Annotated in this window: 17 protein-coding genes; 2 read left to right on the top strand and 15 right to left on the bottom strand. The window is 64.8% G+C overall.

Annotated elements, in window-relative coordinates; all coding sequences use genetic code 11:
• The 11 genes from JQ572_RS20505 to JQ572_RS20455 all read right to left on the bottom strand — a co-directional run bounded on the left by JQ572_RS20505 (nucleotide 1) and on the right by JQ572_RS20455 (nucleotide 9,805).
• Nucleotides 1-705 (bottom strand): ABC transporter ATP-binding protein, encoded by a 705-nt coding sequence (locus tag JQ572_RS20505; protein WP_211384622.1) that lies wholly within the window; start codon nucleotides 703-705, stop codon nucleotides 1-3.
• The gene (locus JQ572_RS20500) at nucleotides 705-1,475 is read right to left on the bottom strand and encodes an ABC transporter ATP-binding protein (protein WP_211384621.1); all 771 of its coding nucleotides are present in this window, start codon (nucleotides 1,473-1,475) and stop codon (nucleotides 705-707) included. The genes JQ572_RS20505 and JQ572_RS20500 overlap by 1 nt, the downstream gene beginning before the upstream one ends.
• 15 nt (nucleotides 1,476-1,490) lie before the next feature.
• Nucleotides 1,491-2,801 (bottom strand): ABC transporter substrate-binding protein, encoded by a 1,311-nt coding sequence (locus JQ572_RS20495; RefSeq protein ID WP_211384620.1) that lies wholly within the window; start codon nucleotides 2,799-2,801, stop codon nucleotides 1,491-1,493.
• Nucleotides 2,802-2,895: 94 nt separating this feature from the next.
• A complete protein-coding gene (locus tag JQ572_RS20490) occupies nucleotides 2,896-3,600 on the bottom strand; it encodes an NUDIX hydrolase (RefSeq protein WP_211384619.1) in 705 nt (234 codons plus the stop codon).
• Between the two features lie 30 nt (nucleotides 3,601-3,630).
• Nucleotides 3,631-4,656 carry an ABC transporter substrate-binding protein gene (locus JQ572_RS20485; RefSeq protein WP_211384618.1) on the bottom strand — a complete coding sequence of 342 codons (1,026 nt, stop codon included), beginning with the start codon at nucleotides 4,654-4,656 and terminating at the stop codon, nucleotides 3,631-3,633.
• Between the two features lie 104 nt (nucleotides 4,657-4,760).
• Complete coding sequence (locus JQ572_RS20480; RefSeq protein ID WP_211384617.1) at nucleotides 4,761-5,531, bottom strand: anti-sigma factor family protein; 771 nt, start codon at nucleotides 5,529-5,531, stop codon at nucleotides 4,761-4,763.
• Entirely contained in the window at nucleotides 5,528-6,046 is a 519-nt protein-coding gene (locus JQ572_RS20475) for a sigma-70 family RNA polymerase sigma factor (RefSeq protein WP_211384616.1), read from the bottom strand. Before JQ572_RS20475 ends, JQ572_RS20480 begins: the two co-directional genes overlap by 4 nt.
• Before the next feature lie 40 nt (nucleotides 6,047-6,086).
• Nucleotides 6,087-7,556, bottom strand: coding sequence for a YncE family protein (locus tag JQ572_RS20470; RefSeq protein WP_211384615.1), 1,470 nt, complete (start codon nucleotides 7,554-7,556; stop codon nucleotides 6,087-6,089).
• Nucleotides 7,557-7,564: 8 nt separating this feature from the next.
• Nucleotides 7,565-8,101, bottom strand: a complete 537-nt coding sequence (locus JQ572_RS20465) for a DUF305 domain-containing protein (RefSeq protein ID WP_211384614.1) — start codon at nucleotides 8,099-8,101, stop codon at nucleotides 7,565-7,567.
• A gap of 100 nt (nucleotides 8,102-8,201) precedes the next feature.
• Entirely contained in the window at nucleotides 8,202-8,987 is a 786-nt protein-coding gene (locus tag JQ572_RS20460; RefSeq protein WP_211384613.1) for an ABC transporter permease, read from the bottom strand.
• Nucleotides 8,987-9,805: an ABC transporter ATP-binding protein gene (locus tag JQ572_RS20455; protein ID WP_211384612.1), complete on the bottom strand. Its 819-nt coding sequence runs from the start codon at nucleotides 9,803-9,805 to the stop codon at nucleotides 8,987-8,989. Before JQ572_RS20455 ends, JQ572_RS20460 begins: the two co-directional genes overlap by 1 nt.
• Before the next feature lie 134 nt (nucleotides 9,806-9,939).
• Here JQ572_RS20455 and JQ572_RS20450 point away from each other — a divergent pair, with 134 nt between their 5' ends.
• Together JQ572_RS20450 and JQ572_RS20445 are read left to right on the top strand one after the other, a co-directional pair.
• Complete coding sequence (locus JQ572_RS20450) at nucleotides 9,940-10,722, top strand: ATP-binding cassette domain-containing protein (RefSeq protein ID WP_211384611.1); 783 nt, start codon at nucleotides 9,940-9,942, stop codon at nucleotides 10,720-10,722.
• A complete protein-coding gene (locus JQ572_RS20445) occupies nucleotides 10,719-12,278 on the top strand; it encodes a glycine betaine ABC transporter substrate-binding protein (protein ID WP_211384610.1) in 1,560 nt (519 codons plus the stop codon). Before JQ572_RS20450 ends, JQ572_RS20445 begins: the two co-directional genes overlap by 4 nt.
• Nucleotides 12,279-12,370: 92 nt before the next feature.
• On the opposite strand, the gene JQ572_RS20440 is transcribed toward JQ572_RS20445, so the two are convergent.
• The 4 genes from JQ572_RS20440 to JQ572_RS20425 all read right to left on the bottom strand — a co-directional run bounded on the left by JQ572_RS20440 (nucleotide 12,371) and on the right by JQ572_RS20425 (nucleotide 17,517).
• On the bottom strand, nucleotides 12,371-13,333 hold the full coding sequence (locus tag JQ572_RS20440) for an ABC transporter permease (protein WP_211384609.1): 963 nt from the start codon (nucleotides 13,331-13,333) through the stop codon (nucleotides 12,371-12,373).
• Nucleotides 13,323-14,309: an ABC transporter ATP-binding protein gene (locus JQ572_RS20435; protein WP_211384608.1), complete on the bottom strand. Its 987-nt coding sequence runs from the start codon at nucleotides 14,307-14,309 to the stop codon at nucleotides 13,323-13,325. Before JQ572_RS20435 ends, JQ572_RS20440 begins: the two co-directional genes overlap by 11 nt.
• Nucleotides 14,306-15,472 (bottom strand): COG1470 family protein, encoded by a 1,167-nt coding sequence (locus JQ572_RS20430; RefSeq protein WP_211384607.1) that lies wholly within the window; start codon nucleotides 15,470-15,472, stop codon nucleotides 14,306-14,308. The genes JQ572_RS20435 and JQ572_RS20430 overlap by 4 nt, the downstream gene beginning before the upstream one ends.
• 332 nt (nucleotides 15,473-15,804) lie before the next feature.
• Nucleotides 15,805-17,517: an LTA synthase family protein gene (locus JQ572_RS20425; RefSeq protein ID WP_211384606.1), complete on the bottom strand. Its 1,713-nt coding sequence runs from the start codon at nucleotides 17,515-17,517 to the stop codon at nucleotides 15,805-15,807.
• Nucleotides 17,518-17,625 lie beyond the last annotated feature (108 nt).

Below are 17,625 nucleotides of genomic sequence, written 5' to 3'. Positions count from 1 at the left end.
TCACACCCCGAGATACGCTTCCTTGACCGTGTCGCTTGCCAGCATCTCCGCCGACGTGCCGGACGATCTGATCGTGCCCGCCTCGATCAGATAGGCGCGATCGACCACTTTCAGCACCTGCTGCACGTTCTGCTCGACGATCAGCACCGTCAGCCCGCTGGCCCGGATCCGCTTCACCAGCTCGAACACCTGCTGCACCACGACCGGCGCGAGTCCCGCCGAGGGCTCGTCGAGCAGCAGCAGCTTCGGCTTGGACATCAGCGCGCGGCCGATCGCGCACATCTGCTGCTCGCCGCCGGACATGGTGCCGGCCATTTGGTGGCGGCGCTCCTTCAGGCGCGGAAACAGGTCGAACACGACGTCCAGCCGCTCGGCATAATGGCCGCGCGCCTCCTTCATGAAGGCGCCCATCTTGAGATTGTCGTCGACCGAGAGCTGCGGAAACAGCCGCCGGTTCTCGGGCACATGCGCAATGCCGAGGCTGACGATCTTGTGCGGCGGTGTCGCCACGACATCGACCCCCTCCATCCTGATCGACCCGCGCGAGGGACGGATCAGGCCGGAGATGACGCGCATCAAGGTGGTCTTGCCGGCGCCGTTCGGGCCGATGACGCCGACGGCCTCGCCGGCTTTGACGTCGAGATTGACGTCGAACAGCGCCTGGAACGTGCCATAGCCGGCATTGACGCCGCGGAGCTCCAGCATCACTGCCCTCCCGCGCGGCGGCGCGCTGCGGCGGCCGCGGCCTGCGTGGTCTCGGCGTCGGTGCCGAGATAGACCTCGATCACGCGCGGATCGCCGGCAACCGCGCTCGGCAGTCCCTCCGAGATCTTCTCGCCGTGATCGAGCACCATGACGCGGTCGACCACGCGCATCAGCACGCCCATGATGTGCTCGACCCAGATGATGGTGATGCCGAGCTCGTCGCGGATGTTGCGCAGCATATCGGCCGCCTGCCCCATCTCGGCTTCGTCGAGACCGCCGAGGCTCTCATCGGCAAGCAATAGTTTTGGCGCCGTGGCAAGCGCTTTCGCCAGTTCGAGCTTCTTCAGGCCGGCCGCGCCGAGGCCATCGACGCTGGCATGGCGATCGGTCGGCAGGCCGACCATGGCGAGCGACCGCTCGGCCGCCTCCTCCGCCCTGGCACGGCTGTGGCGGCCCTGGCCGTAGAAGCCGGCCAGCGCGACGTTCTCGAAGATGGTCAGGCGGCGGAATGGCCGCGGAATCTGGAAAGTGCGGCCGATGCCGCTGTTGATGATCCGGTGCGGCGCGAGGCCCGCGATCTCGGAACCGCCGAACAGGATCGAACCCGAGGTCGGCGCCAGCGTGCCGGAGAGCATGTTGAAGATCGTGCTCTTGCCCGAGCCGTTGGGGCCGATCAGGCCGAGGATCTCGCCCTGATCGACTTTGAACGACACGTTGTTGACGGCGGTGAAGCCACCAAAGCGCTTCACCAGCCCGCTGACTTCCAGCACCGTCCCGCTCCGCCGCTACTGGTTGCTGTAGGTGGTGCCCTTCGGCAGCGGCAGTACAGCCTCGCGCTGCGCCTGGCTCTTGGGCCACACCACGGAGGATTTATCGTCGATATACTGGATCACGACCGGGAATGAGCGCTCGTTCTGCCCCGCCATCGGCGTGCCCTCGCCGTAGAACTTGACGCCGAAGCCGAGCATGGTGCCGCCCTCGGGGATATCGGTATCGAGCGCGGCCTTGCGCAAGGCGTCTGGATCGACCCCGCCATATTTCTTGATCGCGCGCGGCAGCACGTCGGCCAGGAAGACATACGTGTTGGAGGCACCGATGCCGACATGGGCGGAACGGATGGCGACGCCGGGCCGGATCTTGTCGAACTCCTCACCGACCATCTTGATGACGGGCGGAAGCTTCGGATCCATGGTCTTCTGGTTGGCGAGCCAGATCGAGATCGGATCGGTGTTGAAGATGTAGGTGGCGTCGGCTCCCATGCCCTCCTTCAGCTTCTCATAGACGCCGTAACCCGCACCGTGCCCCATCAGCGCGCCGAACTTCAGGCCCTGCTCCCGGGCCTGGCGCAGCAACAGCGTGATGTCGGGGTTATAGCCGGTGTGAAAAATTACGTCGGGCTTGGCGCGCTTCAGCTTGGTCACCAGCGCGGAGAGATCAGGCGCGGTGGCCGAATAGCCCTCCTTCATCACGACGTTGAAGCCCGCCTTCTTCGCGCCGGCCTCGTTGCCCCTGGAGACGTCGACCCCATAGGCGCCGTCCTCGTGGATGATGGCAACGCGCAAGTCCTTCGGCTCCTTGCCGAACTTCGCTTTGGCGTTCTGCGCGATGAAATCCATCGTCATCATGCCGAACTGGTCGCCGCTCGCCTGCGGGCGGAACACGTATTTGTAGCCCTTCTCGTTGAACACGGCCGACGAGATGCAAGTCGTCATCCACATGAACTTCTTGAGCTGCTCGACGCGCGCGGCCACCGGCACGCATTGCGCCGAGGAGAAGAAGCCGAGCACCATGTCGACCTTCTCCTGCTCGAGCAGGCGGACGGATTCGTTGATGGCGATGTCGGGCTTGCTCTGCGCATCGGCGTAAACAGCCTCGATCTTGTAGCCCTCGACGCCGGTCCTGGCGAAATGGTCGAGGATGATTTTTGCGCCGATGTAACCGAGCTCAGACCCGCCGCCGGCGAGAGGTCCGGTCAAATCGAAAACGACGCCGATCTTGATCTTCTTCTCCTGGGCCTGGGCGGACATCGCCAAGCCCGTCGCTGATATCGCGACCAACAGCCCACGTACCAAGCGGGCAGCCATGCGCAGGCGCATCAAAACCTCCCTGGACCATTGTGCATTGCATTCTTTTTGCTTTTGCTTTTTTCCCATCACATGGGTTGAGCGAAGCGATGTCAAGTCTCGCGCATCAACGCGAAGCAAACTGCTGCTCGACGAAGGCCGTGACAAATCGCGGCATGGACGGCGTGAGATCGCTCATCCCGCGCACGAGATGAATGGCCGACAGCTCCGGCTCGGCCTCACGCGCGAGATTGGCTTCAATTTGCGCACGCGCTACATCGCTCGGCATATCCAGGTTGAGAACCTGAATCATTGCAATCGCTCGGCCACTGACGACGCAATGCCAATCCGGCTCGGCCTGGTAGTCGGCCGCCGTCAGGCCGGTCTCCTCGCCGAGTTCGCGGACGACACTGCCGGGGATGTCGAGCGCTCCATCCCTGACGTCGTCGAGATCAGGCGTACCCGAGGGAAAATAGATGCGGCCCGCATTGGCGGTGTGGGGCGCCATCTCGCCCATGACAAAGGCGCCGTCGGAAGTCCGCAATGCTCCCATGCCAAAACCGTTGAACACGGCGGTGTCAGGGAAGCCCCAGTCGCGCCAGGCGAGGAAGCTGGCAAAATCGGTCTCGAAATAGGTCGCGGCGAGATGGCCGTCCGTGAACACGGCGTCGCGCCCGAGCAGGACGCGTCCGTTCCAGAGTTTCGGCCGCTCGCGCTGATTCTCGGCAAAGTGCGCCGCGATCTCGGCGCGCCGCTCCTCGGCGAACGGCCAGATCATCGGCCGCACGGCGAGATCAAGCGTCGTGACGCGATGAATGACCGGGGATGTCATGACGGGCCGGTTACCACGTCTTCGCGTCAGCTATTTGGCGCTCCCCGTGGTCTTCTTCGCTTGTTCGACGTACTTGTTGGTGAAGGTCTTGCTGACATCGATCTTGGCGTTGGCCACTTCGGGAGAACCGACGCTGAACACCGCGAGCACGGCGTCGGCGCCCTTCGGGTCCATCTTGCCGGTTTCGGAGAACATCGGGATCGTGTTCTTCAGCGCCGCGAGATAGAGGTCCTTGTTCTTGCCGACCGTCTCCTCCGGCATCTTCGCCATGATCTCCTCGGGCGAATGCGAGTGAATCCAGGCGAGCGTTGCGAGGATCGCGTTGGTGAGCGCCTGCGTCTCCTTCTCATGGCCGGCGACCCATGCAGCCGTCGAATACAGCGCGCCGCCGGGATATTCCCCGCCGAACGTCTCGAGCGTATCCTTCTGGGTACGGGTATCGCTGAGGATGCGCAGATCCTTGTGGCTGCCCTGGAGCACGGTCACGGACGGATCGAGCATCACCGCCGCGTCGATCTGCCCTTGCTCCATTGCGGCAACAGCGGTGGCGCCGAGGCCGACGCCGATCACGGCGGTGCCGGCCGGATCGAGGCCGTTCTTCTTCAGCATATACTTCAGGAAGAAGTCGGTGGAGGAACCCGGTGCGCTGACGCCGACCTTCTTGCCGGCGAGATCCTTGACCGACTTGATTTCGTTGGTGTGCGACGGCGAGACCACCAGCACGAGGCCGGGATAGCGGTCATAGACCACGAAAGCCTGAAGCTCCTGCTTCTTGGCCGCCAGGTTGACGCAATGGTCGAAATAGCCGGAGACCACGTCGGCGCTGCCGCCGAGCACGGCCTTGAGCGCGTCCGAGCCGCCCTTGAGGTCCACGAGCTCGACGCTGAGGCCGGCCTTGTCGTATTCGCCGAGTTGCTTGGCCAGCACCGTCGGCAGATAGCACAGGCAGGAGCCGCCGCCGACTGCGATGGTTACCTTGCTTTGCGCCGCGGCAAGACCGGTGGTGAGCATCAGCGCGAGCAACGCGCCGGCGAGCCTGGCAATCGTGTTCTTCATTGGTTTCCTCCGTTCGGCTGGCGGCACCATAGAGCAGCACCAGCCGCTTGAGAAGCGCCGAACAAGGCTCTGGCCTTCAGCCTTTCGGCGCGACGGGCGGAGAGCTAAATCGGGCGCGCCTGCTTCCGGATCTCATTCGCGATCGGCTTGAGGGTCTCCCCCGGAAGCTGCCCGACGAGCGTGTAACCCATGCCGCCGTCGGCCCACACGAAACCCGCGACATCGCCGGTCGATTGCGGCATCATCGGCGTGTCCAGATTGCGGTTGCTCATCGGGCGCGTCAGCACAACGAGGCGGTCGCCGTGATCATCATCATACATGAACATCGCGGCCGGGCCGTGCGACGTCGCAACCAGGCGCCCACCCATCAGCCTGTAGCCTGAGACAGAGAGGTCCGGCACCTTTACCGGCTGCTTCAACCGGTTCGAGACCCATTGCGTGAGTTCCGCACTTTCGGACGCCCTTATCTCGACCGGCCGCACGCGATCCGGTGCGTAGACGCCATAGGAGTAGGCGGCCTCTTGTGCCAGCGCAGACAGTCCGTTCGAGCCCTCCTGCAACACGCTGCGCATGGTCCACCCGCCGAGACCACCGATGCCCAGGAGCAACATCGCAGCGACGGCCCACCACGCCCGCTGAGGCGGCTTCCGGCGCTCGATGATGCGTGACAGGTTCAGCTCGGCCGGCAACGGCTCGTCGGCGATCGACGCAAGCGCACCGCGCAAATGCTCACGCTGGGTCGCGAAGGCCGCAACGCGCGCGGCGACATCCGGATGATCGTCCAGATAGGAGGCGACCTCCGCGCGACGCTCGGGCTCGAGCGCCTGGTCCACATAGGCGTGGAGATCATCCTCGGTGATCGGCCGCTGGTTCATTTCACACTCCGCAAAGCCACGACATTTCCAGCCGCAACGCCATCCATCTCCTGCTGCAGCCTTTCCCGCGCACGCGACAGCCGCGACATCACGGTCCCGATCGGGATGTTCAGCACCACCGCGGCATCCGCATAGGAGAGATCCTCGACTGCGACCAGCAACAACACGGCCCGCTGCTCCTCTGGGAGTTTCGCAAGCTTGCCCAGGACATCCTGATAGATCAGCCTGTGCTCCTGTTCCGCCGCGCTGACAAGTTCCCGCTCGCCTGCATCGTCGATCGGCATATGCCTGCCCCGCGCTGTCGCCTGGCGAAACTGAGTGACCGCCAGGTTGTGAAGGATGGTGAACAGCCAGGCGCGCACGCTGCCGTCGCGCCGCTGGTGCCAGCGGCTGACGGCACGCTCCAGGCAATCCTGAACCAGATCGTCGGCCGCCGCGCGTTCGCGCATGAGCGCGCGCGCATAGCGGCGGAGCGCGGGGATCAGCGGCTCGACCTGAACCAGCATATCCTTCATGAAGCGCTCCGCCTGCTCTCCATTGCCGTTCGGCTGGTCGTCATTGCGCCTCGATCTGGACCGCCTCACCGGGCATGGCTGCGTCGCCGGACGCTATCACCAAATAGCGCTTTGCGGCCGCGGCAGACTGGTCGACGATCTGCCGGATCGGACCGGCCGCGTTGACGATAGCGGATCCGGCCGGATTGGTCATGAAGGCTGCCAGCGGCTGCAATGGGCCGCCCCCGTCACTGCGTTCCGCAAGCGCCAACACATATTTCTGCTTGGGCCGAAGTCCCGTCACCGAAGCCTGCAAGATCTGGATCAGACCCTGATCGAACAGTGAGACGCTGGTCGGCGCCTTTCCGTCCTTTGCAGCGTCCTTCGATGCGAGCGCGAGATGAGCGACCTGACCAGCGATGCCGAGTGCCTGCAAATTCTGGCGGTCATCCGGGTCGGGCGCGGCATTTGGAACATAGGCGATCGCCTGTGGCGCCTGGCCGATCGGCACGTTTCCGACCACTTTGTTGGTCGCGGTGTCGATCGCCGCAAGCGCGTCGGCGTTCTCCAATCCCACATAGATGCGTGTGCCGTCGCCGGACGGCCAGACGCCGTGCGGCAGGCTGCCCACCGGAATCGTCGCGGCCTGCGAGAAGTCGTCGGTGCGGAACACCTTCACTTGGTTCAGGCCACCGATGGTGACATAGGCGAATGTACCCTTGGCGGTGTGCGCGAAGTTGACGTGATTGGTGATCGGCCCGGTGTCGATCGTCCTGATTGCGTTGAACGGCGGCCTGGCGTTGAACACCTGGGTCCGACCGACGTCCTTCAGCGTGAACCACACCTGCTTTCCGTCCGGCGTCGCCGCGATGTTCGGGCAGAACGGGCTCTCCTGTTTCACCGTGGCGATGATCTTGTGCTCGGCCACCGAGACCACGTCGGTCTCGGGATTGAAGGACGAGCAGATGTAGCCGTATTTGCCGTCGGGTGAGAAAATCTGCATGCCCGGCCCGTTCGGCGTCGTGATGCGGGTTTTCTCCCTGAAGCTCGTCGGGTCGATGATAGAGATGTAGTTTTCGCCGCGAACGGTAACCCAGACCTCCTTGCCGTCAGGCGTAAAGAACGCCTCGTGTGGCGACCGCCCGACATAGGTCACGTGCTTGACCGCGTTGGTCGCGGTGTCGATGAAGCTTACCGAATTCGAGCCGATCGACACAACGGCCAGCGTCTTGTGATCGGGCGAGAAACCCATGCCGTGCACGAGCACCTGGCCCTTGTAGAGCGGGCTGAAATTGCCGGGCTGCGGGTCACCGAGCCGGATCACACCAAGCAGCTTGTTGTCGACCGGGTCGGTGACCGAAACCGTATTCGAGAACTGCTCCGCCGCGTAGACGCGATCGTGATGACTGATCGGAATGTCGGGGGCGGACAGCGCGCCCGGCGCCTGTCCAGCCCATGCGACGGGGCCGGTGGCGAGCATGGTGGCCGCCAGAAGAATGCTCTTCATCATATTGATTCGTGACGTGGTCATCTGGGCTCCTACTTCTTCATTCCAGTGGACATGTCCATCTGCATTCCCTGGTGATGATGAACGGTTGCGATGGGAACGGATTGCGGCTGGGTCGGAGCAGGGGTGGCGTCGGTCGCCGGCTCGCCGATGGCGAGCTTCATGGCGGCGATCTCCTGCATCTGATCGACGATGATTTCCTGGGCGATGCGCCGAAGCTGCTCGTTCTTGCCGTACCGCAGCTCGATCACCGCCATGTCGATGGCACCCTGATGATGCGGGCTCATCATCGCGACGAAATCGCGATCGATGTCGCCGGTCGGTTTGGCCGCCATGTCGTTCATCATCCTGGTCATGGCAGAATCGTTCTCCTGCAGGAAGGCGCTCTCCTCCGTGCTCAGCGCAGCAGGCTGGCTCGGATGGGACTCGTGCGCGAAGACGATTGGAGGGAGCGCGAACGCAACGAGAATGCGCGCGGCAAGGAGCGCTGTGCCGAGGCCAGGCGGCCGCGGCCATCGGCATCTGCCTGAGAGCGCCGTTACCGCGCGCCGAAACTGTAAGGGGGGCATCCTGAACTCCCATGCAGGTGGTTGCATGGGGGTTTGACGCGTGAGCGCGCGTTCTATTCCGGCCGGTCAATCACATAAATGTCAGCCGGCGCGGGCCGGCTTAGCCGCGCCCGTCCACGGTCGGCCGCCAGACCAACAGTCTCCGTTCCACCAGCGTCACCCCGAAGTCGATCAGGATGACGAAGGCCGACAGCACGAACATGCCGGCGAATACGCCGGCGACGTCGAATATGCCTTCGGCCTGCTGGATGAGATAGCCGAGTCCTGCCGCCGATCCCAGATACTCGCCGACGACCGCGCCGACCACGGCGAAACCGACCGAGGTGTGCAGCGAGGAGAACATCCAGGACAGGGCCGAGGGCCAATAGACGTGGCGCATCAACTGCCGCTCGCTCATGCCGAGCATGCGACCGTTGTCGAGCACGGTGCGACTGACTTCCTTGACACCCTGATAGACGTTGAAGAACACGATGAAGAACACCAGCGTCACGCCGAGCGCGACCTTCGACCAGATACCGAGGCCGAGCCACAGCGCAAAAATCGGCGCCAGCACCACGCGCGGCAGCGCGTTGACCATCTTGACGTAGGGGTCGAACACCGCGGCGACCAGCGGCTGGCGCGCGAACCAGAAGCCGATCAGCACACCGCCGAGCGATCCGATCACGAAGGCCAGGATCGATTCCGTCAGCGTGATGCCGAGATGCTTCCAGATCACACCGGACGAGAACCACTTGACGATCTGCGCGAATACGTCGACCGGGTTGGAGAAGAAGAACGGCGGCAGGAGGATCTTACCGAACACGGGGACGGTCGACAGCAATTGCCACAGCGCGATGCCGACGATGGCGACCAGGATTTGCAGCCCAAGCAGCGTGACCCGCGACATCAGACTGCCTCCTTCGCTAGGGTGGACTGCGCATAGCCCTTCATGACCTCGTCCTTGAGCACGCCCCAGATCTCGCGATGAAGCGCATGGAACTCCTTGTCCAGCCGCACTTCAAAAATGTCGCGCGGTCGCGGCAAGCTCACGCGCCAGTCGCCGATGATGCGCGAGGACGGCCCCGCCGACATGATCACGACGCGATCGGCGAGCGCGATCGCCTCCTCGAGGTCATGGGTCACGAACAGCACGGCCTTGCGGTCGGCATTCCAGAGGTCGAGCAGGAGGTTACCCATGACCTGCCTCGTCTGCGCATCGAGCGGCCCGAACGGCTCGTCCATCAGCAGGATCTTTGGATCGCGGATCAGCACCTGCGCCAGCGCCACACGCTTGCGCTGGCCGCCCGACAGCATGTGCGGATAGCGGCCCGCGAAGGCCCCGAGGCCTACCGACGTCAGCCATTTCTGCGCCCGCGGCAGCGCCTCGCTGCGCGGTGTGCCCTTGATCTCGAGCCCGATCGCGACATTGTCGATCGCGGTCTTCCAGGGGAACAGAGCGTCGGCCTGGAACAGATAGCCGGCATCCCGGTTCAGCCCGGCGAGCGGCCGGCCGAATATCTCGACGCCGCCGGCGGCCGGCTTGAGCAGCCCGGCCGCAACGTTGAGCAGCGTCGACTTCCCGCAACCGGTCGGGCCGACGATGGCGACGAACTCGCCCTGCCCGACTGTCAGATTCGCCTGCTCCACCGCCGTATAGACCCGGTCGTCCCCCAGCCGGAACGCGACCTTGGCATTTTCCAGCGCCACTGCCGTGGGCATTGTCATGGGTTCCCTCCGAATTTGGCCCGATGCCTTAGCCCCTCGCGCGGCCAAGTTCAATCAACCGGCCAAGCGTGGTACGCATGGGCCTTGTCATCCCCTCCCTCCATTGGGCGGGTCAGCGCAGTGAGCCCCGCCCGATGCCGTCCAGGCCGATGATTGGCTATGCCCACGTCACCAAGAGCTTCGGCGCGCTCAAGGCCGTGGACGATTTGTCGCTCGACATCGCCGAAGGCGAGTTTGTGGCCATCGTCGGCGGCTCGGGTTCGGGAAAGACGACGTTGCTGCGGCTCGCCAATCGGCTGATCGAGGCGGATGGCGGCACCATCACTGTGGAGGGCGAGGACGTCCAAAATGTCGATCCGGTCGCACTGCGCCGGCGGATCGGCTACGTGTTCCAGAGCGGCGGATTGTTTCCGCACCTGAGCGTGGCCGACAATATCGGGATCACGCCGAGGCTGCTGGGCGTGCCGCCGTCGGACATCGGCGCTCGCGTCGACGAACTGCTCGAACTCGTGCAGCTCGACCGTGCCGCGCATCGCGACCGTCTGCCGGAGGCACTCTCGGGCGGCCAGCGCCAGCGCGTCGGCGTGGCGCGGGCGCTCGCGGCAAAGCCCCGCATCGTGCTGATGGACGAGCCGTTCGGCGCGCTCGATCCCCTCACCCGCGATGCGCTCGGCGACGACTATCGTTCGCTTCACCGCAGCCTTGGCCTGACCACCGTGATGATCACGCACGACATGACGGAAGCGATCCTGCTCGCCGACCGTATCGCGGTAATGCGCAGCGGAAAGCTGCTCGCGCAGGGCACGCCGGCGGAGCTCTCGAGAAGCAGCGACGCCTACGTGCTGGAGTTGTTGCGCACGCCACGACGACAGGTCGAGCGGCTGAACGCGCTGCTACCGCACGGCGGTGCGGCATGAGCCTGTCGTCCGATCCGCGCTGGGGCGAGGCGCTGGCGCATCTGCCCGACTATCTCGGCAATCATGTGCGGGTGAGTCTCGCCGCGCTCGCGCTTGGCCTTGCCGCCAGCCTGCCGCTGGCGATCGTGACGCGCAACCGCCCGGCACCGCGCGGCGTCCTGCTCGCGCTCGCCAGCATCGTGCAGACAGTCCCGGGTCTGGCGCTGCTTGCGCTGTTCTATCCGCTGTTGCTTGCGGCGGCCTCCGTGACGCTGGCCTGGTTCGGCATTTCCTTCTCCGCCTTCGGCTTCCTGCCGGCGATGCTGGCGCTGGCGCTCTATTCGATGCTCCCGGTGCTGCGCAACGGCATCACCGGCCTCAACGGCATCGATCCCGCGCTGATCGAGGCCGCGAAGGGCGTCGGCATGACGGCCCGGCAGTCGCTCGTCATGGTCGAGCTGCCGCTGGCGCTGCCGGTGATGATGGCCGGCATCCGCACCGCCGCGGTGTGGGTGATCGGCACCGCGACGCTGTCGACCCCGATCGGGCAGACCAGCCTTGGCAATTACATCTTTGCCGGGCTTCAGACCCAGAACTGGGTGTTCGTGCTGTTCGGCTGCTTTGCGTCGGCGCTGCTCGCGCTCGCGGTCGATCAACTGCTCGGCCTGATCGAGAGCGGCCTGCGCCGCCGCAGCCGCGTGCGTATGGCGCTTGGCGCGGGCGGGATCGTGGCGCTGGTCGCTGCAACGCTGGTGCCGACGATGGGACGCTCCGCGCAAGGCTATGTCGTCGGCGCCAAGACTTTTGCGGAACAATATGTGCTCTCCGCCCTGCTCAGGGAGCGCCTCCAGGCCGCCGGCCTCTCGGCCACCGCACGATCGGGCCTCGGCTCCAGCGTGATCTTCGCGGCGTTGAAGGCCGGCGACATCGATCTCTACGTCGATTATTCCGGCACGCTCTGGGCCAACCAGCTGCATCGCACGGACATCAAGCCGCGCGCCGAGCTGCTCGCGGAGCTGAAGACAACACTTGCGAAGGAGAACATCACCCTGCTCGGCGAGCTCGGCTTCGAGAATGCCTATGCGCTGGTGATCCCGAAAAAGCGCGCCGAGGCGCTTGGCATCCGCACCATCGCCGATCTCGCCGCGCATGCGCCGACGCTGTCGATCGCCGGCGACTATGAGTTCTTCTCGCGGCCCGAATGGGCCGCACTGCAAAAGGCCTATGGGCTCCAGTTCCGCGCCCAGCGCCAGATGCAGCCGGATTTCATGTATGCGGCCGTCGCCAGCGGCGAGGTCGACGTGATCGCCGGCTACACCAGCGACGGGTTGATCGCGAAATACGATCTCGTTGCACTCGACGATCCCAGGCAGGCGATTCCGCCCTACGATGCGATCCTGCTGCTCGCCCCGAAGCGCGCCGGCGACGAGCGGCTGCAGGCTGCGCTCAGACCGCTGCTCGACAAGATCGACATCACAACCATGCGCGAAGCCAATTTGCGCGCCAGCGGCAATGACGCGAACTCGTCGCCTGATGCGGTGGCGCGGTGGCTGTGGGAGAAGACCGGGCGACGGTGAAACAGAGAGTCGAGGGGGTAGCCGGGACGGGGGACTCCGGCTACCCCCTCTTCGCCCATCTCTGGAGGAAGAGAGGGCAAAGCGCAATCAGTTCACGCCCTCACCTCCTGCCGCTGGAACAGCACGTAGCCGGACGCGAACAGCACGATGGTGCCCGCGACGAGGCCTACGGTCTGCGGCCAGGCAATCATGACGCTTTCGCCGAACGGGAGCGGCGCGCCCATGACGGCACCGTGGAGCTGATCGAGGAAGACCGGGCCGAGCGTGCGCGTGCTCGGCGACAGCACGGCAAGCATGGCCTCCCCGAACAGGTCGTTTGGCGACAGCCGCAGCAGTTCCTGGGTCCAGATCGCGGTTGCCGGGTCGTTCAGGCCGAGCAGCGCGTAGCGCGGATCGGACGGCGCGACCGCCTGCGCGATCGCGGGGGCCAGCATCGGCCACAGCACGGACAGGAACAGCCAAACGCCGAGCGAGACCAGCGCGGCGGTCGCGGGCGAGCGGAATACGATCGAGAGCAGCATCGCAAGCGACAGCCAGACCCCGGCATAGAAGATCGCCACCACCAGAAAAACGAGCGAGCGCGCGATCTCCTCGCCGCCGGGCGGCACCCCGAGGAAAATCAGGCCAAGGCCGATCACCAAAAGCCACAATGCGGCGAGACTGATGCCGATGGTCGCGAGGGCTGCGAGAAATTTCCCCATCAGCAACGCATCCCGGTAGATCGGCTGCGCCAGGATACGGGACAGCGTCCGCCGGTTGTGTTCGCTGTTGACGGCATCGAAGCCCAATCCGATCGCCATCAGGGGGATGAGAAATCCGAGGATCGCGACGAATGACGGCAGCGGCGCCTGGTCGATGGTGAACAGCCGCAGCAGCAGGAACGGATCTTCGGCCGTGTTCTGCCGCAGGCTGTTGATCGCTTCGTAGAGCGCGGCGAGCGCCGTAAAGACGATCAGCAGTTCCAGCATCAGCATTCGGACGCTGGAGATGTGGTCCGCGAGTTCCTTGACGAAGACCGTGGACAGTCCCTGGAATGGTGAACCCTCACGCCGCATGACGAACGTCTCCGGTGGGCTGGACCTGGAAATAGCGCGCGTAGATCGCCTCCAGGCTCGGCTCGTCGACCGACAAGCGCCGCAGCGATCCATCGACCGCGACGACGGCGCGCGCCGCGTCCGGCCGCACGTCCCGCTCCGCGGTCATGCGGAAGCGATCGGCGGCAAGCGTCTCGACCTGGGTCACGCCGGGGATCATCGCGAGCCGCCGGGCGATGCCAAGCCCCTCGGCCTCGACTTCCACGACGAAGCCGGCGCCGAGCACCTTGACCGCCAGTTCCGGCACAGCGCCCATCAGCACGATGCGGCCGGCCTGGAACAGCGCGACGCGATCGCAGATGCGCTGAACCTGGTCGAGCATGTGGGAGGACAACAGCACCGTGATGCCCTCGGATTTCAACTCCCCGATCAATCCGAGGAATTCCTGCGTCGCCTGCGGATCAAGTCCGGAAGTCGGCTCGTCGAGGATCGCTATCTCGGCGCGCTTGACGATGATCTCGGCAAGGCCCAGCCGCTGGCGCATGCCGCGCGAGAATGTCGCGACGCGGCGTGACGCGACGTCCGCCAATCCTACCCGCACCAACGCAGCCTCGATCCGCCGCACGCGCTCGGCGCGCGGCAGTCCCATCAGCTTGGCGGTGTAGGCGAGGTTTTCCGTGGCCGTAAGCTGATCGTAGAAGCCGACGGAATCGGGCAGGTAGCCGACTCGCCGCTTGACCTTCAACGGCTCGCGCGCAGGGTTGAAGCTGAGCACGCTGACCTCGCCGGACGAGATCTCCGTCAAGCCGAGCATCATCAGGATGGTCGTGGTCTTGCCGGCGCCGTTCGGGCCGAGCAGACCGAACACCTCGCCGCGGGCAATGTCAAAGTCGATGGAGTCGACGACCACGGTCTTGTCGTAGCGCCTTGTCAGCCCGCGCGCGGTGATGACGTGGTCTCGGGCCGTCCGTCGGGCATCGTTCTGTTGATCGCTCATCGCCGTCCAAACCTCGCAACTGCACCCAGCATCAACAGCAGCGCGACGCCGATGACGCCCGCGCCCGCCATGCCCCATACCGTCGAAGTGCCGACGGTGACGCGGAACTGACTGGAGGCGCTTTCGCCGCGCGAGGTGGCGCGGAGCGTGGTCTGGTAGTCGCCGGCCAGCGACTTGTCGCTGGGGGTAAGCAGCGCCTGCACTTCGCTATCCTTGCCTGGCACGAGGCGGTCGATCGTCGCCGGCTCGAATGTTACCTTCCATCCGCTCGGTGCGCTCCCTGCCAGCGCAATGTTCTCGGCCGGCGCCGTACCGGTGTTGGTCACGACGAGCGGGATCGAGCTTTGCTGCCCCGCGACCGCACGTGCGCTCAACAGACCGTCGCGGCCGGAGATCTGGAGCTGCGGCTGGCCGACCACGTCAAGCGCGAGCTCGGTGGACGCCGAGGCGTCCTCCGCCTTCACGGTGACCTTGACCGGGAAGTGACCGGCATCGATCGTGCTGGGCGGACGTACCTTCAGCTTGATGTCCTTGGACTGGCCGGCGTCGATCGGGATCGAGGACAGCTCCTGCGTGCCATAGGCCTCGGTGAACGAGGTCTCGAAATTGGCCGGTGCCTCGGCGCCGAAGCTTGCGACGAGGTTGCGTCCTGAGTCGTTCTTGATCGAGAGCGTATAGTCGAAATTGGACTTCGGGCTGCCGCGCAGCGACGGCAGGCTCGACTTCACGCTGAGTTTTGCGGGCAATTCCTTGGCGAGCGATACCGCGATGGGCAGCTCCGCATTGGTGCCCTGCCCTTCGGCCTTGACCGTGAGCGTGTGCGCGCTGAGATCATTGCCAGCGGGAACGTCGAGCCTGAGCTGCAATGCAACGCTGCCATCGGGTGCCGGCATCGCCGCTCCAACCGGCTGGCCGCCGCCGAGCAGCGTTGCCGTCCAGCCGCTCGGCACGCCCGCGACCGAAAGTTGATAGCGCTCCGGCGACAGCCCGTAATCCTGCAAGCGCAGCGAAACGTTGGCGGTGGTGCCGGGCCGCACCGTGATCGCCGGATAGTCGGTCATCAGGTAGAGCCCCTTGATATCGTGTGGCGGCTCGGCCGCATGAACGACGGGACCAAGCAACGCCAGGGCAATTGCAAGCCGCGCAGCATGAAGCGCTCGCATGGACAGAACTCCTGCAAGAAAGTTGGATCAGATGGACGTGCCGCCGGAAGACCGAGGTGGCGACGCGCCTCATGATGGAAGCAATCGTGACAATCGTTTGGAAGCGGCGCATCGCGCCAATTACAAGTCGGTGATTGCGGGTGCTTGCGGCTCAGACTTTAGTCCGACCAATCATGAACGACTGGTAATGTCGCCTGCGCTCTTCGGGTGTGAAAGGAGACCGGGCCGCCGATGCGGGCCTGCAAGTTTTCCGAAGCGATCACGCGAATGAAGTTGCCAGCACACTATAGGGCGCCATCGGCGTCGATGATCGGAAAGAGCCGCGAGGGGCGCTACAGCCCCCGGATCATCCCCGCATCGATCAGCAGCCGGTTCAGCCGCCGCGCTTCCGCCCCGTCCTTGCAGCCGTAAAAGATTCCCTTGCAACGGAGCATGATCTGCTTCTGCTCGGCGAAGGACGGATCAAGCGGAATACCGGCGGCTTCCTGGATGACCAGCGGCAGATACGGGCCGTCGATCGTGTCCATCACGGCCTCGCTCTTGACCGGCTCGAAATTGACGGCGTCGATCGCATAATAGGTCGCGTAGAGACGCGGATCGTAGGCGTCGAGCTTCTTGCCGATAGCGCCCTCGTCGAGCCCGGGCTCGAGAATATTCGGCGCAAACTCAGGCTGGTGGTCGCCGTAGCGCACGATCAGGAAGGGCTCGCCGGGAAAACTCTTCTTCAGGCCCGCGACGAACGCTCTGTACTGCTCGGCGCTCATCGCCTGCCGGCGCAGATATTCGTCGATCGACGGGACATTGCCGGGCGCACGCCAGTTCGGCAGCAGATCGGGGCGGAAGCGCGTCTCCCAGGGGAAATGATTGGCGCCGAGATAGATGAAGGTGAACAGCGGCTTGTTCGGCCTCCGCTCGCCCATCAGCCGGAGCGCCTTGTCATAGAAGAAAGAGTCCGGCTCGACATCCTTGGCGCCGAGATCCTTCGAGTCGAGGAAGCGTTCGACGCCGGTCGTCATCTGAAAGCTGCGCGCGCCCATGAAGCCGCCATAGGCGGGATAGAGCGATAGGGTATCGTAGCCGCAGCGGCGCAGCGCCAGCGGCAGGCCGCGCTCGACGCGGTTTGAGGCGATGCGCGTCACGAAATATGCGAAGCGGCCGAACGAGCGCGAGGAAAGGCCCGCGAGCACGTTGTATTCGGTGAACCAGCTCGGCCCGCCATTGCTTTCGGCCAGGAACGTACGCTCCTTGCCGTCCCAGGACTTGAAATGGCTGCCATAGCCCGGCGGCACCTTGATGCCTTGGGCCGCGCGGATGTCGAAGCTCGATTCATCATGGACCATGATGATGTTCGGTCGCCGGCCCGCTGGATGGCAGGCATCGACCAGCGGCATATTGAGCCGCTCGCTGGTCGAAGCGGCCGACTCCATGAAGCCGTATTGCGCAAAGTCGGAGACCGCGCTGACGCCGGAGCGGAAGAATTTCGAGAGATAGCCGTCGTCGTAATAGCCGCGCCAGGCCTCGTCCGGACGATAGAGCGAATAGCCGACCAGCGCGGCAAGACAAGCGAGCTTGCAGGCGAGCGCCGGCAGGCGGCGGATGCGGAACGGGTCGAGCCACCACAGCGCATACATCAGCGGCAGCGTGACGAGGCCGGCCAGGATCACCGACCAGCGCAAATTCGGGAAGATCGTGAACAGGAATGCCACCGTGTCGCGGTCGATCATCATCAGGTCGATGAAGTTGACCGTCATCTGCACGACGTCGTGCTTGAGCCGCGACAGCAGCACCAGCACCACGACCATGGTCAGCGACAGCGCACCCGACAGCGCCGGCCGCCGCAGCAGCGTGATCCAGAAGAAGTTGAGGATGCCCCAGGCCAGCGCGAAGGAGAGGCGCGAGCCGAAATCGGTCTCGGTCTCGTACATCAGCGCGAGCGCCGCCAGATGGGGCGCCGCGACCGCGAGCAGCCGCCACATGCCGAGCGCGGCGACGCTCGCCAGCACGGCGGTCGTGCCAAAGGGACCTGGACTGGGCGCGGACGCCATCGACGACACGCAACTTCTGGTCCGGCGCGATGAATACCCAGCCGTCTGGCCGGCCTGCGGCGTTCGGCGCAGCCGGAGGCCTGCACCGTGTCATAAAACTGTAATTGA

Origin of the sequence: Bradyrhizobium sp. SZCCT0153 (genome assembly GCF_018129995.1) — a bacterium.
GTDB classification, from domain to species: Bacteria; Pseudomonadota; Alphaproteobacteria; order Rhizobiales; family Xanthobacteraceae; genus Bradyrhizobium; species Bradyrhizobium japonicum_G.
The sequence above is the reverse complement of the archived record's forward strand: the minus strand, read 5'-3'. Positions and strand labels throughout refer to the sequence as shown.